This window comes from Billgrantia pellis, from assembly GCF_008297955.1.
GTDB classification, from domain to species: domain Bacteria; phylum Pseudomonadota; class Gammaproteobacteria; order Pseudomonadales; family Halomonadaceae; genus Halomonas; species Halomonas pellis.
Map to the genome: position 1 here is coordinate 1 of NZ_VTPY01000005.1, position 14,169 is coordinate 14,169.

Annotated in this window: 13 protein-coding genes; 7 read left to right on the top strand and 6 right to left on the bottom strand. The window is 65.7% G+C overall.

What is annotated here, in order from left to right; all coding sequences use genetic code 11:
• The 5 genes from F0A17_RS13165 to F0A17_RS13185 form a co-directional block, all read right to left on the bottom strand.
• The coding region (locus F0A17_RS13165) for an aldehyde dehydrogenase family protein (protein ID WP_149328823.1) at nt 1-375 on the bottom strand (375 nt) is incomplete at its 3' end.
• 16 nt (nt 376-391) lie between these two features.
• Entirely contained in the window at nt 392-1,378 is a 987-nt protein-coding gene (araD1, locus tag F0A17_RS13170; protein WP_149328824.1) for an AraD1 family protein, read from the bottom strand.
• A gap of 28 nt (nt 1,379-1,406) precedes the next feature.
• Nucleotides 1,407-2,708: a TRAP transporter large permease gene (locus F0A17_RS13175; protein WP_149328825.1), complete on the bottom strand. Its 1,302-nt coding sequence runs from the start codon at nt 2,706-2,708 to the stop codon at nt 1,407-1,409.
• Nucleotides 2,708-3,304, bottom strand: a complete 597-nt coding sequence (locus F0A17_RS13180; RefSeq protein WP_149328826.1) for a TRAP transporter small permease subunit — start codon at nt 3,302-3,304, stop codon at nt 2,708-2,710. Before F0A17_RS13180 ends, F0A17_RS13175 begins: the two co-directional genes overlap by 1 nt.
• Nucleotides 3,305-3,371: 67 nt before the next feature.
• The gene (locus F0A17_RS13185; protein WP_149328827.1) at nt 3,372-4,391 is read right to left on the bottom strand and encodes a TRAP transporter substrate-binding protein; all 1,020 of its coding nucleotides are present in this window, start codon (nt 4,389-4,391) and stop codon (nt 3,372-3,374) included.
• Between the two features lie 137 nt (nt 4,392-4,528).
• Between F0A17_RS13185 and F0A17_RS13190 the strand changes: the two genes are divergently transcribed.
• Nucleotides 4,529-5,455: a Gfo/Idh/MocA family protein gene (locus F0A17_RS13190; RefSeq protein ID WP_149328828.1), complete on the top strand. Its 927-nt coding sequence runs from the start codon at nt 4,529-4,531 to the stop codon at nt 5,453-5,455.
• Nucleotides 5,456-5,489: 34 nt separating this feature from the next.
• Here the strand turns inward: F0A17_RS13190 and F0A17_RS13195 are convergent, their stop codons facing one another.
• Entirely contained in the window at nt 5,490-6,446 is a 957-nt protein-coding gene (locus tag F0A17_RS13195; RefSeq protein ID WP_149328829.1) for a LysR family transcriptional regulator, read from the bottom strand.
• Between the two features lie 156 nt (nt 6,447-6,602).
• On the opposite strand from F0A17_RS13195, the gene F0A17_RS13200 reads away from it, so the two are divergent.
• From F0A17_RS13200 to F0A17_RS13225, 6 genes are all read left to right on the top strand, one after another.
• A complete protein-coding gene (locus F0A17_RS13200; RefSeq protein ID WP_223111547.1) occupies nt 6,603-7,826 on the top strand; it encodes an aldose epimerase family protein in 1,224 nt (407 codons plus the stop codon).
• Nucleotides 7,827-7,887: 61 nt separating this feature from the next.
• Nucleotides 7,888-8,883 carry an arabinose ABC transporter substrate-binding protein gene (locus F0A17_RS13205; RefSeq protein ID WP_149328830.1) on the top strand — a complete coding sequence of 332 codons (996 nt, stop codon included), beginning with the start codon at nt 7,888-7,890 and terminating at the stop codon, nt 8,881-8,883.
• 31 nt (nt 8,884-8,914) lie between these two features.
• Nucleotides 8,915-10,408 (top strand): L-arabinose ABC transporter ATP-binding protein AraG, encoded by a 1,494-nt coding sequence (gene araG, locus F0A17_RS13210; RefSeq protein WP_149328831.1) that lies wholly within the window; start codon nt 8,915-8,917, stop codon nt 10,406-10,408.
• A gap of 56 nt (nt 10,409-10,464) precedes the next feature.
• Entirely contained in the window at nt 10,465-11,475 is a 1,011-nt protein-coding gene (araH, locus tag F0A17_RS13215; protein WP_149328832.1) for an L-arabinose ABC transporter permease AraH, read from the top strand.
• Between the two features lie 24 nt (nt 11,476-11,499).
• Complete coding sequence (locus F0A17_RS13220; RefSeq protein WP_149328833.1) at nt 11,500-13,245, top strand: IlvD/Edd family dehydratase; 1,746 nt, start codon at nt 11,500-11,502, stop codon at nt 13,243-13,245.
• A gap of 23 nt (nt 13,246-13,268) precedes the next feature.
• Nucleotides 13,269-14,165, top strand: a complete 897-nt coding sequence (locus tag F0A17_RS13225; RefSeq protein ID WP_149328834.1) for an SMP-30/gluconolactonase/LRE family protein — start codon at nt 13,269-13,271, stop codon at nt 14,163-14,165.
• Nucleotides 14,166-14,169: the final 4 nt, after the last annotated feature.

Consider the following 14,169-nt stretch of genomic DNA (forward strand, 5'->3'; position numbering starts at 1 on the left):
CACGTCGAGCCACTCGCCGGCGCGCACCACGGCAGCGAACAGGCGCAGCTGGCCGCAGGTGCGGCCGCGCTCGCCCTCCAGGCGCGCCCGGGGCAGGCCGGTCTCGGCGATGGCGCGCTCGATCAGTGCGTCGCCGATGGCCTCGATCTCGCTGGCGATGGTTTCCAGGAACGCCGCACGTTGCTCCAGCGTGGTCTCGCGGTAGCTGGCGAAGGCCGCCTCGGCGAGCCGGCAGGCGCGCTCGACCTCGGCTTTGCCACCGCCCACGTAGGTGGGCTCGAGGGTCTCGCCGGTGGCGGGATTGACGGCGTGGATGGGCTGGGAACTGCCGCTGACGGCCGCCTGGCCGATCAGCATCTTGCCTTCGAGTGTCATGTCGATCTCCTTTCTCTCAAAGCGTTTTCACATCGATGGCTGGCTTGTCTGCCTCGAAGCGTAGTGGATTACGCAGGGGGCGACCGAACTCGGGGAGGCTGATTTCGAAGCGGTCGCCGTCGCGGGTACGAATGCCGTCGGCGAAACTCAGGGTGGCGGTGCCGAAGAAGTGCACGTGCACGTCCCCGGCGCGCCGAAAGCCCGAGTACTTGAAATGGTGGTGCTCCAGGTTGGACAGGCTGTGGGCCATGTTGGCCTCGCCGGTGAGAAAGGGCTTTTCCCACAGGGTGTCGCTGCCGCGCACGATACGGCTGACGCCCTCCAGGTGCGCGGGCAGCTCGCCCACCAGTAGTTCCGGACCGAAGCTGCAGGCGCGCAGCTTGGAGTGAGCCAGCCACAGGTAGTTGAAGCGCTCGGTCACGTGGTCGGAGAACTCGTTGCCGATGGCGTAGCCCGCCCGCCAGGGCCGGCCGTCGTCGCCGATCACGTAGAGCCCGGCCAGCTCCGGCTCCTCGCCGGCATCCTCGGCGAAGTGCGGCACGGGGATCGCGGCCTCGGGGGGCACCACGCAGGCGCCGTCGCCCTTGTAGAACCACTCCGGCTGGGCGCCGATGACGCCCGCTTGCGGCTTGCCGCTCTCAACACCGAGCTTGAACATGCGCATGGAATCGGTCAGTTCCGCCTCGCTGACCTGGGTCTTGGCGTGCATGGCCGAGCGCGTGTCGGCGCTGCCCAGGTGGGTGAGGCCGGTGCCGGTGACCAGGCAGTGCGCCGGGTCGGGGTGGGTCAGCGGCGGCAGCAGGCGCTTCTCGTCGACCAGTCGCTGATAGTCGAGACGGGTCTCGGTCAGTGCTGCTTCGATGGCATCGCTCAGCGACTGGCCTGCCGCGATGGCGCGGCGGGCGAGGGTATAGGTGTCGGCGTCGAGCAGGCGAACCTCACGGTTGCTTTCGACCCGGGCCGCATGAACCTGGCCTTGGTGTTCGCATTGAATCAGGCGCATGGCGCGGTTTCCTCGTATGGGAGTGTTGTCAGAGCGGCCAGATGGCCAACTGAGGCCACATCAATAGAGCGGCCAGCACGCAAAGCTGAATGAGCATGAACGGCAGTACCGAAAGGTAGATGTCCTTCAGGCTGACCTCCGGGGGCGCCACGCTCTTGAGATAGAACGCCGCCGGGCCGAACGGCGGTGACAGGAAGGAGACCTGCATGTTCACGGCGAACAGGATGCCGAACCAGATCGGGTCGAAGCCCAGCTCGGTGACGATAGGCAGGAAGATCGGCAGGGCGAGCATGGCGATCCCGATCCAGTCGAGGAACAGGCCGAGTACCAGCATGATGCCCATCATCACCAGAATGATGACGATCGGCGCTACCTCGAGACCCAGGATAAGGCCCGAGACGAAGCGATTGCCGCCCATCAGGTTGTAGACGCCCACCAGGGCGGCGGCGCCGATGCCGATCCAGATGATCATGCCGCAGGTATTGAGCGTCTGGCCCAGGCTGTGATGCAGCATGCCCAGCGAGAATTCGCGGCGCACCATGATCGCCAGGATCACCCCGAACACGCCCATGGCCGCCGCCTCGGTGACCGAGGCGATGCCGCCGTAGATGGTGCCGAGCACGAGAAAGGCGATCAGCCCGGGGAGCAGGATCGCCTTGGCGGCGTCGAGCCTGCTGGCGAAGGGGTTGTCCTGGCTCTCCTCGGTCAGCGGCGGCCCCATGTCGGGATTCTTGATACAGCGCACCAGCACGTAGGCGATGTAGGAGCCCATCAGGATCACGGCGGGAGTGACGGCGGCGGTGAACAGCTCGGCAATCGAAACGCTGGCGATCAGGCCGTAGATGATCAGCACGATCGACGGCGGCATCATGGTGCCCAGCGCGCCGCCGGCGCACACCACGCCGATCGACAAGCGCTTGTCGTAGCCCAGGCGCAGCATCTGCGGCAGCGCCAGGATGCCCAGCAGCACGATCTCGCCGCCGATGATTCCCGACAGCGCCGCCAGGAAGAACGCCACCACGATGGTCTGCACCGCCACGCCGCCGGGCAGCCGGCCGGCGAATACGCGCATGGCGTTGAACAGGTCCTTGGCGATACCGGAGCGGTCGAGCAGCGAGGCCATCAGCACGAACATCGGCACCGCCACCAGCGAATACTCGGTAATGAAGCCGTATACCCGGCTGGTGACCAGCGGCAGGGCGGTCTCGCCGAACCAGCCGAAGGTGAAGGCCATCGCCACCAGGCCGGTAATGAAGGCCAGCGGCAGCCCGGTGACGAGCAGCGCGAAGATGGCACCGACCATCAGCAGCGTTGCGGTCGAGATATCCATCAGCGCACCTCCCGGCCGGGGCGAGCCCGCAGCGACTGGATCAGGTGCAACAGGGCCTGCAATGTCATCAGCGCCAGGGCGAACAGGATCACGCCCTTGACCATGGCCGGGAAGGGCGGGTTCCACGAGGTGCCGGAGCGCTCCAGGCGCCACTCGCCGAGTGGGTTGTGCGAGGCACGCCAGAACATGTGGAAGGCGGCGTAGCTCATGGCCAGGCAGAAGCCCAGGGTCACCAGGTCGTTGAAGCGATCCATCCAGCCCTTGAGGCGCGGTCCGACGTTATCGTAGAGCACCTTGACCCGAATGTGGCTGTTGCGTGCCATGGCCGCGGGGCCGCCCAGCGCGAAGCTGATGGCGATGAGAAACACCACGGTTTCGTGTACCCAGGAGGTGGGGGAGTTGAAACCATAGCGCAGGAAGACCTCGACCACGCTGATGGCCATGGCCAGCAGAATCATCCAGGCGGCGCCCCGGGCGCCTCGCGACACCAGCCGGTCGAGGCCGTTACGCTCGGGCGAGACATCTTCGACCCGTTCCACGGCATCGGCGAGTTCCTGTTCGGGCAGGGGCTTGGGGTCATGTTGTTGCTGCGACATGGCGAGTCTCGATAGGCGTTGCGGGCCGCCAGTGTCTGGCGGCCCGCTTCGGTTGCCGGTGCGTGGTTCAGAGCAGGTTGCGCGAGCGCAGGAAGGCGGTGGCGGAGTCGTAGACCTTCTGGGTCATCTCGTTCTCGCCGGCCCACTCCTGCCATTCCGCTTCCGCGGCGGCGCTGAACTTGCGACGCTCCTCGGCGGGCAGGTCGTAGGGGTGAACGTCCGGGTCTTCCTGCAGGCGCTGCAGGGTCTCGATGTCCTGGGCCTTGAGCCGTGCGATCAGGTCGTAGGCCATGCCGTCGAAGGCGGTCTCGAGAGTCGTCTGCAGCTCTTCCGGCAGCTCATCCCAGATCTGCTTGTTGATCGACACGGCGATCATCGGCATCGAGTGGAAGCCGGGGTAGAGCGGGTAGGGCGCGAAGGCGTGCAGGCCCATGGCGTCGTTGTTGGAGAGCACGGTGGAGTCGGCGGCATCGATGACCTTCTTCTCCAGCGCGGTATAGACTTCGGAGCCCGGCAGGTTGACGGGGCTGGCCCCGATGCGCTCGAAGACGTTATAGACCATGCCCTGAGGGGCGCGGATCTTGAGGCCCTCGAAGTCCTCCAGCGTCTCGATCGGCACGGTGGAGGGCACCGATTCCAGCGGGAAGGTGGCCGCACCGATCAGGTGAACGCCGTAGGGTTCGACCAGCTCGTTGTAGAGGTCTTCGCCACCGCCGTGCTTCATGTATTCGAGAAAGTCGTAGGGGTTCTGCCAGGCGCCGACCAGGTTACCCAGCATGCCGAACGCCGGGTCCTGCCCCGAGAAGTAGCTGGGGTCGGTCATGTGGCCCTGCAGAATGCCGGAACTCACCGCATCCAGCGTTTCGGTGGGTCCGACCACGGCATTGATCGGCATGACTTCGATCTCGACGCGGCCATCGGTCATGCGCGAGATTCGCTCTGCCCACTCCTGCTTGATCTTGAAGCTGGGCTCGCCGGAGGTCTCCGACGCCTGGAAGGTCCACTCGTACTCGGCGGCGTGGGCCGTGGAGAGGCTCATCAGCAGTGCCGAGCCGATGAGGATATGACGGGGTGCGAGATTGAGCATAGGGGCTCCAGGGGTTGTTTATTGTTACAGGCCGCCTATATGTTGAACATATACCATTCATGTTCAACATATACTTTAGTCGTGACTTTCCTTTGGCGGGACGTAGCGTCTCGCCATCCGAACCAAAGGACTTGGCAATGCAAGACATCGAAATCGGCCTGGTAGGCGTCGGCAAGATCGTCCGTGACCAGCATCTTCCGGCCCTGACCGAGAGCCGCGATTTCCAGTTGGTGGCGACGGCGGATCCCTCGGCGCGGTTGGAAGGTGTGCCGGGATACGACTCGCTGACCGCCATGCTCGAGGCCCACCCGGAACTGAAGGCGGTGGCCATCTGCACGCCGACGCACCTGCGCTACTCCCAGGCGCGCATCGCCCTGGAGCAGGGCAGGAGCGTGCTGCTGGAGAAACCGCCCGGCGCGACCCTGAGCGAGGTGGCGGACCTGGTCGAGCTGGCCGAGCGCCAGGGCTGCACGCTGTTCGCGGCCTGGCACTCGCGCTTCGCCCCGGGCGTGGCGCAGGCCCGCGAGTGGTTGAGGGAACAGCGCATTAACCGGGTCGAGATCGACTGGCGCGAAGACGTGCGGGTCTGGCATCCCGGGCAGGCGTGGATCTGGGAGCCGGCCGGCATGGGCGTCTTCGACCCCGGCATCAACGCGCTGTCGATCGCCACCAAGATATTGCCGCGCGCCTTCTTCCTGCGCGATGCGCGGCTATGGGTGCCGAGCAACTGCCAGGCCCCCATCGCCGCGGCGCTGACCTTCAGCGATATGGAGGGCACGCCGATCGTGGCCGACTTCGATTTTCGCCAGCCCAGCCCGCCGATCTGGAGCATTCACGTCGAGACCGAGGCGGGGCGGCTCAGCTTGCTGCAGGGTGGCTGTCGGCTGGAGCTCAACGGCGAGTGTCTGCTCGAAGCCGATGAGCGCGAGTACCCGGGCCTCTACGCTCGATTCGCCGAACTGATCCGGAAGCGACGCAGCGACGTGGACCTGGCGCCGCTACGGCACGTGGCGGATGCCTGCCTCGCCGCCTGGCGCGAGCCGACCGAGCCCTTTATCGAGTGAGTGGGAGAAGCGCCGCCTTTTGCGCGGTGCTTTCCTAGAGGAGTCCTTGCTGGCGCTGGTGGGCGACCAGTTCACGCACCATGGTCATCAGCGTTGCCGCCCCCGGGGAGGGCCGGCGGCGGCGCAGGCTCACCAGGCCGAACGGCTGTACGCTGAGCCGTTGATGGAACGGCAGGATGCGAAAGCGCGCCGGGGCGCACAGCAGGTCGGCCACCTGGCGCGTAGTGGCCGTGATCGTATCCGAGCGGTCGATCAGGGCCAGCGCCACCAGGATGTCGGTGGTATCGACGACCTGAGCCGGCGGATCGATGGCGTTGTATAGAAACAGTGCGTCGACACGTTGGCGCATCAGCGCCCCCTGGGGCTGTAGCGCCCATGGGTAGGCGGCCATGGCCGCAAGCGTCAGCGGCTCGGCTCCCGACAGGGGGTGACCCTCCCGGCACACGAAGCAGATCTCCTCCTCGCCGATTTCTTCGAATACGAACGGATCGGTCGAGAACCCGGCCGGTATCCGGGTAATGGCGAAATCCAGTTCCCCTTCCAGCAGTCTCGGTACGAGCCGCTTGCTGACGTCGACCTCGACGCTGATCTTCAGCCTGGGGTGGGTGCGATGCACCCGCTCGATGGCGCTGGCAAGCAGGGTCACCGCCGGGGCCATCACCGTGCCGATGGCCACCTTGCCGGCACTGCCCGCGAGCAGGGCATTGAGTTCTTTGCCGGTGTTATGAAGATCCGAGAGCATGGCCTGTGCATGCCGGACCATGACCTCTCCATACCAGTTCGGATCGAGCCCGCGTGGATGGCGATCGAACAGCTTGACCCCCAGTTGGGACTCGACATCCCCGAGCAGCTTCGAGGCGGCCGGTTGGCTGATACCCAACTGGGCGGCCGCACGATGCAGGTTGCGCTGTTCGTCCAGGGCCAGAAACAGCTGGAAATGGCGCAACTTTAGTCGTGCCTGCAAGAACCAGTCGTCCTCCAGCGTGCGCATTGGGCCTCTCCGCTTTACTGATTGATACCCTTTTTTATATCAAAAAAGGCGAAGTTGCGTATTGGTTGGTTATGTCAGGCTTGTCTACTGTAGCGGCTGTATCCGCGACGAGCGCGTCGCACCGACAACAACAATTCAGGATCAAGGAGAAAGATCATGCCACTCACGTACGCCTCGACGCGCGGTGCCGGTTCGCACCTGCTACTGAGTGCGGCAGCCGCCGTGCTGATGCTGGGCGGGGCCGAGGCACAGGGTAGCGCCGATACGGCTTCTGGTGATGCCGCGCGTGGTGTCGATAAATCGGTGTTTGGCCAGTTGCCCGACGGTCGCCAGGTCGACGTTTATCGTTTCACCAACGCCAACGGCATCGAGATGCGCGTCATCAACTACGGCGGCATCATCCTCTCGCTGAAGACTCCCGACGCGCAGGGCGAATTCGACGATATCGTGCTGGGTTTCGATTCGCTGGAAGAGTATCTCTCCGATGAGTACCGCCAGGCCAACCCCTACTTCGGTGCCCTGATCGGACGCTACGGCAATCGCATCGCGGGCGGCCAGTTCTCTCTCGATGGGGAAACCCATTCGTTGGCGACCAACGATGGGGACAACCATCTTCACGGCGGACGGCAGGGATTCGACAGGGTGCTATGGCAGGCCGAGCCGTTCGCGAACGACGAAGGGGCCGGCCTCGTTCTGCGCTATACCAGCGAGGACGGTGAGGAGGGATATCCGGGGCGGCTGGAAACCGAGGTGACCTACACCCTGACCGACGCCGACGAGCTGGTCGTCGATTACCGGGCCACGACCGACAAGCCGACCCCGGTCAACCTCACCCAGCACAGCTACTTCAATCTCGAGGGCGAGGGTAGCGGCAGCATTCTCGATCATCACCTGACGATCCATGCCGACGCCTTTACCCCGGTCGATGACACCTTGATCCCCACCGGCGAAATCCGCCCGGTCGCAGGCACGCCGTTCGACTTTACCCAGCCGACGCCGATCGGCGAGCGCATCGAGCAGGACAACGAGCAGCTGACGTTCGGCAAGGGCTACGACCACAACTTCGTGCTCGCCGAGCAGACCGCTTCTGAGCCCGTGCTGGCCGCCAGGGTGTGGGAGCCCGACAGCGGACGCCTGCTGGAAATCGCCACCACCGAGCCGGGCATCCAGTTCTACTCGGGCAACTTCCTGGCCGGCGACCTGATTGGCAAGCGGGGCCAGGCCTACGAGCACCGCTCCGGCTTCGCGTTGGAGACCCAGCACTACCCCGACTCCCCCAACCAGGCCAACTTCCCCTCGACGATCCTCGAGCCGGGGGAGACCTATCGCACGCGCACGGTTTACCGCTTCTCAGCCCAGGAAGAAGCCCCGGGCTCGTGACCCAAGAGTCCGAACAACAACACATTCAACAACAACACATGAAGAGACTTAGGAGTACGACATGCCCATGACAACGACTTTCACTCGTCTGGCCCTGAGTGCCGGCCTCGCGCTCGCAACCGTCGGCGCGACACAGGCGGCCGAAGAGGACGTCAAGATAGGCTTCATCGTCAAGAAGCCCGAGCAGGCCTGGTTCATCAACGAGCAGGAGGCTGCCACTCAGGCCGGCGAAGAGCTGGGCTTCAGTGTCGTCCGGCTGGGCGGCGAGGATGGCCAGGAGGTGCTGAGCGCCATCGACAACCTCAATTCCCAGGGCGCCCAGGGCTTCGTCATCTGCCCGCCCGACGTGCGTCTGGGGCCCGCCATCATGAATCGTGCCAACCAGTACGGCATGAAAGTGGTCACGGTAGACGACCGTTTCGTGAACGGTAGCGGCGAGCCCATGGAGGAGGTGCCGCACCTGGGCATGTCGGGCTACAAGATCGGCCAGCAGGTCGGCGAGGCGATTGCCGCCGAGATGGAGGCGCGCGGCTGGGATCCGCAGGAGGTCGCCGCGCTGCGCATCACCAATTATGAATTGCCCACCGCCAAGGAGCGTACCGACGGTGCCACGGACGCGCTGGTGGAGTGGGGCTTCCCCGCCGAGAACGTCTTCGATGCGCCCCAGCAGAACACCGACACCAGCAGCGCCTTCTCGGCCGCCTCGCCGGTGATCTCCCAGCGCGGCGAGTTCGAGCACTGGATCATCTACGCCCTCAACGAAGAGAGCGTGCTGGGCGGCGTGCGCGCCACCGAGCAGTACGGCCTGGGAGCCGAGGACGTGATCGGCGTGGGCATCAATGGCTCCGGTGCGGCCTTTGCCGAATTTTCGCGCAGCAACCCGACGGGCTTCCACGGCACGGTGGCGGTGAGTTCCACCCAGCACGGGCGCCAGACGGCGGAGAGCCTCTATCGCTGGATCACCGAAGGTGAGGAGCCGCCGGCCAATACCGAAACCTCGGGCACCCTGATGACGCGCGACAACTGGCAGGACGTGCGCGCCGAACTCGGGCTGTGAACGTGACGGATCGCGGTGAGGGGAGAGTGACATGACCGAGCCCTATCTTCGTTTCGACGGCATCAGCGTGGTTTTCCCCGGCGTGCGGGCGCTCGACAAGGTCAGCTTCGGCGTCCACGCCGGCCAGGTGCATGCGTTGATGGGCGAGAACGGCGCCGGCAAGTCGACGCTGCTCAAGGTGCTCAGCGGGGTCAACCGCGTCACCGAGGGGGCGCTGTGGCTCGACGGCGAGCGCCATGTGTTCGCCAACGCCCGCGAGGCGCTCGGTCAAGGCATCGCCATCATCTACCAGGAACTGACCCTGGCGCCCAACATGTCGGTGGCCGAAAACCTGCTGCTCGGCCAGCTGCCGGCCCATCACGGCTTCATCGACCGGCGGCGGCTGCGCGAACGGGCGATGCGCATGCTCGAGGAACTCGGGGAAGGCAGCATCCACCCTTCGACCAAGGTACGCGATCTCTCCATCGGCCAGCAGCAGATGATCGAGATCGGTCGTGCGCTGCTGCGCGATGCCCGCATCATCGCCTTCGACGAGCCGACCAGCAGCCTGTCGGTGCAGGAGACGCGCCAGCTCGAGCGCATCGTCGCCCGGCTGCGCGACGAGGGCCGCGTGGTGCTCTACGTCACCCATCGCATGGAAGAGGTCTTCAAGATGTGCGATGCGGTCACCGTATTCCGCGACGGCAAGCACATTCGCACCCACGAGAGCCTCGATGCGCTGGATCACGACACCCTGGTCAGCGAGATGGTCGGGCGCGACATCGAGGACGTCTACGGCTACCGCGAGCGTGAGCAGGGTGAGGTAATGCTCGAGATCGACGCCATCGAGGGCAGGGGGCTCAAGGCGCCGGTGAGCTTCGAGGTGAAGCGCGGCGAAGTGTTCGGCCTGTTCGGTCTGGTCGGGGCGGGGCGCAGCGAGTTGATGAGACTGGTGTGCGGCGCCGAGACCGCCAAGTCGGGCGAGGTGCGCTTCCAGGGCGTGGCGCGACGCTTCGCCAGCCCCGGCGAGGCCATTCGCCGAGGCATCGCCATGTGCCCCGAAGATCGCAAGTCGCAGGGCATCTTTCCCGTCGCCAGCGTGGCCGACAACCTCAACATCAGCTGCCGGCGCTTCTTCAAGCGCTGGGGGCTGCTGCGCAACCCGCGGCGCGAGCGAGCCAATGCCGAGGACTACATCGGGCGGCTGAGCATCAAGACGCCGGGGTCGCGCACGCCCATCGGCTCGCTCTCCGGCGGCAACCAGCAGAAGGTGATCCTGGCGCGCTGGCTGTCCGAGAAAATCGATCTGTTCGTGATGGACGAGCCGACGCGCGGCATCGACGTGGGCGCTCGACGCGACATCTACAACCTGCTTTTCGAGCTGACCGAGCAGGGCAAGAGCGTCGTCGTGATTTCCAGCGACCTGGCCGAAGTGAGCTCCATCTGCGACCGCATCGGCGTGATGCGCGACGGCGCGCTGGTCGACATCGTGCCGCGCCGGGAGGCCACCCAGGAGCGCCTGCTGGGGCTGGCGCTGCCTGCCTGAGCCTTTTGACAAGTGCATTGAAAGCGCATCGACAAGAGCCATTTGAGGGATTCCACATGACCACCCATAAACTCGCGGGGGGAGACGGCAGCACGGCTGCGGCGACCCCGCGCCGGGGGCTGCCCAAGCCCCTGCGCACCCTGCTCGACACCTCCGGGCTGATCGCCATCTTCGTGATTCTGTTCGTCGCGTTGGCGGTGTTCATCCCGGGTTTTTTCACCGGGCGCAACATGGTGGGCCTGCTGCTCTCCATCACCCTGATCGGTACTATCGCCACCACCATGATGATGGTGTTGGCGCTGGGCGAAGTCGATCTGTCGGTGGCGTCCATCGTCGCCTTCGCCGGCGTCGTCGCCGCCGTGGTTACCTCGGCTTCCGGCAGCGTGATGATCGGCGTGCTCGGCGGCGTGCTCGCCGGGGGCGCGGTAGGGGCCTTCAACGGCTTCGTGGTGGCGAAGTTCGGCATCAACTCGTTGATCGCCACGCTTGCCGCCATGGAGTTCGTGCGCGGCCTGGCCTACATCACTTCCGGCGGCGATGCGGTGATGATCACCGTGCCCGAGTTCTTCGACCTCGGCAGCGCCTCCTTCCTCGGCCTGACGCTGCCGGTGTGGACCATGATCGCCTGCTTCGTGATCTTCGGTGTTTTGCTCAACATGACCGCCTTCGGGCGCAACGTGCTCGCCACCGGCGGCAACCCCGAGGCGGCGGCGCTGGCCGGGGTCAACGTGCGCCGTCTCAAGGTCATCGTGTTCGGCCTGCAGGGCGTGGTGGCCGGCATCGCCGGCGTGCTGCTCACCTCGCGTATGGGGCTGGGCGATCCCAACACCTCGATGGGCCTGGAGCTGGCCGTCATTTCTGCCTGCGTGCTGGGCGGCGTGGCCCTCTCCGGCGGCGTGGCCACCATCACCGGCGTGCTGGTGGGGGTGTTGATCATGGGCTGCGTGCAGAACGCCATGGGTCTGCTCAATGTGCCCACTTTCTATCAGTACCTGGTACGCGGCGCGATCCTGCTGCTGGCGGTGATGTTCGACCGCTGGAAGCAGACCCGACGCCAGCGTGCATGATCCTTCGGTTTCAGGAGACCTCGTATGACCGACCGCAAGCATCCCTTGCGCAGCGCCCAATGGTTCGGCACCGCCGACAAGAACGGTTTCATGTACCGCAGCTGGATGAAGAACCAGGGGATTCCGGACCACGAGTTCGAGGGCAAGCCGATCATCGGCATCTGCAACACCTGGTCGGAACTGACGCCTTGCAACGCCCATTTCCGCAAGCTTGCCGAGCACGTCAAGAAGGGCGTGCTCGAAGCGGGCGGCTATCCCGTGGAGTTTCCCGTTTTCTCCAACGGTGAGTCGCTGCTGCGGCCTACGGCGATGTTCACCCGCAACCTGGCGAGCATGGATGTCGAGGAGTCGATCCGCGGCAACCCGTTGGATGCGGTGGTGCTGCTGGTGGGCTGCGACAAGACCACGCCGGCGCTGCTGATGGGCGCGGCGAGCTGCGACATTCCCACCATCGTGGTCACCGGCGGGCCGATGCTCAACGGCAAGCACGAGGGCAAGGACATCGGCTCGGGCACCGTGGTCTGGCAACTCTCCGAACAGGTCAAGGCCGGCAAGATCTCGATTCATGACTTCATGGCCGCCGAGGCCGGCATGTCGCGCTCGGCGGGCACCTGCAACACCATGGGCACGGCCTCGACCATGGCCTGCATGGCGGAATCCCTAGGCACCTCGTTGCCGCACAACGCGGCGATTCCGGCCGTGGATTCCCGGCGCTACGTGCTGGCGCACCTCTCCGGTAACCGCATCGTCGAGATGGTCGAGGAGGATCTCACTCTCTCCAAGGTCCTGACCAAGGAGGCTTTCGAGAACGCCATTCGCACCAATGCCGCCATTGGCGGCTCGACCAACGCCGTGATCCATCTCAAGGCCATCGCCGGGCGCATCGGGGTGGAACTCGACCTCGACGACTGGAGCCGCGTCGGCCGCGGTACGCCGACCATCGTCGACCTGCAGCCCTCGGGGCGCTTCCTGATGGAGGAGTTCTACTATGCCGGCGGCCTGCCCGCCGTGCTGCGTCGGCTGGGCGAGGCCGACCGACTGCCGCACAAGGACGCACTGACGGTCAACGGCAAGACCCTGTGGGACAACGTCAAGGAAGCACCGCTCTACAACGACGAGGTGATCCGCCCGCTGGACAACCCGCTGCGCGAGGATGGCGGCATGTGCGTGCTGCACGGCAACCTGGCGCCGCGCGGGGCGGTGCTCAAGCCCTCGGCGGCGAGCCCCGAGTTGATGACCCATCGTGGCCGGGCGGTGGTGTTCGAGGATTTCGACGACTACAAGGCGCGCATCAACGACCCCGAGCTGGAGGTCGATGCCAGCAGCGTACTGGTGATGAAGAACTGCGGTCCACGCGGCTATCACGGCATGGCTGAGGTCGGCAACATGGGCCTTCCCGCCAAACTGCTCGAACAGGGCGTGACCGACATGGTGCGAATTTCCGATGCGCGCATGAGCGGCACCGCCTACGGCACCGTGGTGCTGCACGTGGCGCCGGAGTCCGCCGCCGGCGGGCCGCTCGCCGCGGTGCGCAGCGGCGACTGGATAGAACTCGACTGTGACGCCGGCACCCTGCACCTGGACATCAGCGACGCCGAGCTCGAGGCGCGCCTGGCCGAGAGCGATCCCACCGCCCAATCGAGCCGGATCGCCAGTGACGGCGGCTATCGCCAGCTTTACATCGAGCGGGTGCTGCAGGCCGATGAGGGCTGCGACTTCGACTTCCTGGTCGGGTGCCGCGGCGCCGAAGTGCCGAGGCATTCGCATTGAGCCGGCTGGGGGGCGAGCGACGCATGGTCGAAGGCTCGATGATCCAGTGCGCTTGGCGAGGCAGGGCGCAACTGGGTGAAGGCCCGCTGTGGTGCCCCGAGCGAGGGGAGGCCGGCCAACTGCTGTTCGTCGATATTCTGGGACGTACCCTGTACGTCCACGATTTCGCCGGCGGCACGACCCGCGGCTGGGCGCTCGACGAGGCGTGCTGCTGGCTGGTGCCGCGCGCCGACGGCGATGGCTTCATCGCCGGTCTCGCCTCGCGGCTGGTGCACCTGCGTCTCGACGAGAACGGGCCGCGTATCGTCGACGGGTGGACTACGCCCGAGGAGCCGGCGGGCAACCGCTTCAACGACGCGACGGTGGACGCCCAGGGGCGGCTCTGGTTCGGCTCGATGAGCGAGAACGAGAAAGAGAAAGAGAGTGGCGAGCCGGGCCGGGGTGCGCTCTACCGTCTCGACGGGGCGAATCTGCGCCGGGTCGATCCTGGCTATGGCGTCGCCAATGGTCCCGCCCTCAGCCCCGACGGCAGTACGCTCTACCATAGCGATACGGCTGCCGGGGTCGTCTATGCTTTCGATCTCTCGGCGGACGGCGAACTGAGCGGCAAGCGTGAGCACCTGCGTTACCACGGCACCCAGGGCTACCCGGATGGCATGACCTGCGACGCCGAGGGAGGCCTGTGGGTCGCCCACTGGGGCGGCGGGCGTGTCAGCCGCTTTCTGCCCGACGGTACGCTGGACGAAACCTTGATCCTGCCCGCCTCGCGGGTAACCTCCTGTACTTTCGGCGGACCCGAGCTGGACCAGCTCTACATCACCACCGCTGCCGATGGCCGCGACCAGGAAGCGTTGGCGGGCAGCCTGTTCCGCGTCGCTCCCGGAGTCCGGGGCCTGCCCTCGCCGGCTTATATCGCCTAGGCGA

What these genes read in the sequence shown, in the direction of transcription:
- araD1 (WP_149328824.1), bottom strand. Translation starts at nt 1,378, where the DNA reads ATGCGCCTGATTCAATGCGAACACCAAGGCCAGGTTCATGCGGCCCGG.
- F0A17_RS13175 (WP_149328825.1), bottom strand. Translation starts at nt 2,708, where the DNA reads ATGGATATCTCGACCGCAACGCTGCTGATGGTCGGTGCCATCTTCGCG.
- F0A17_RS13180 (WP_149328826.1), bottom strand. Translation starts at nt 3,304, where the DNA reads ATGTCGCAGCAACAACATGACCCCAAGCCCCTGCCCGAACAGGAACTC.
- F0A17_RS13185 (WP_149328827.1), bottom strand. Translation starts at nt 4,391, where the DNA reads ATGCTCAATCTCGCACCCCGTCATATCCTCATCGGCTCGGCACTGCTG.
- F0A17_RS13190 (WP_149328828.1), top strand. Translation starts at nt 4,529, where the DNA reads ATGCAAGACATCGAAATCGGCCTGGTAGGCGTCGGCAAGATCGTCCGT.
- F0A17_RS13195 (WP_149328829.1), bottom strand. Translation starts at nt 6,446, where the DNA reads ATGCGCACGCTGGAGGACGACTGGTTCTTGCAGGCACGACTAAAGTTG.
- F0A17_RS13200 (WP_223111547.1), top strand. Translation starts at nt 6,603, where the DNA reads ATGCCACTCACGTACGCCTCGACGCGCGGTGCCGGTTCGCACCTGCTA.
- F0A17_RS13205 (WP_149328830.1), top strand. Translation starts at nt 7,888, where the DNA reads ATGCCCATGACAACGACTTTCACTCGTCTGGCCCTGAGTGCCGGCCTC.
- araG (WP_149328831.1), top strand. Translation starts at nt 8,915, where the DNA reads ATGACCGAGCCCTATCTTCGTTTCGACGGCATCAGCGTGGTTTTCCCC.
- araH (WP_149328832.1), top strand. Translation starts at nt 10,465, where the DNA reads ATGACCACCCATAAACTCGCGGGGGGAGACGGCAGCACGGCTGCGGCG.
- F0A17_RS13220 (WP_149328833.1), top strand. Translation starts at nt 11,500, where the DNA reads ATGACCGACCGCAAGCATCCCTTGCGCAGCGCCCAATGGTTCGGCACC.
- F0A17_RS13225 (WP_149328834.1), top strand. Translation starts at nt 13,269, where the DNA reads ATGGTCGAAGGCTCGATGATCCAGTGCGCTTGGCGAGGCAGGGCGCAA.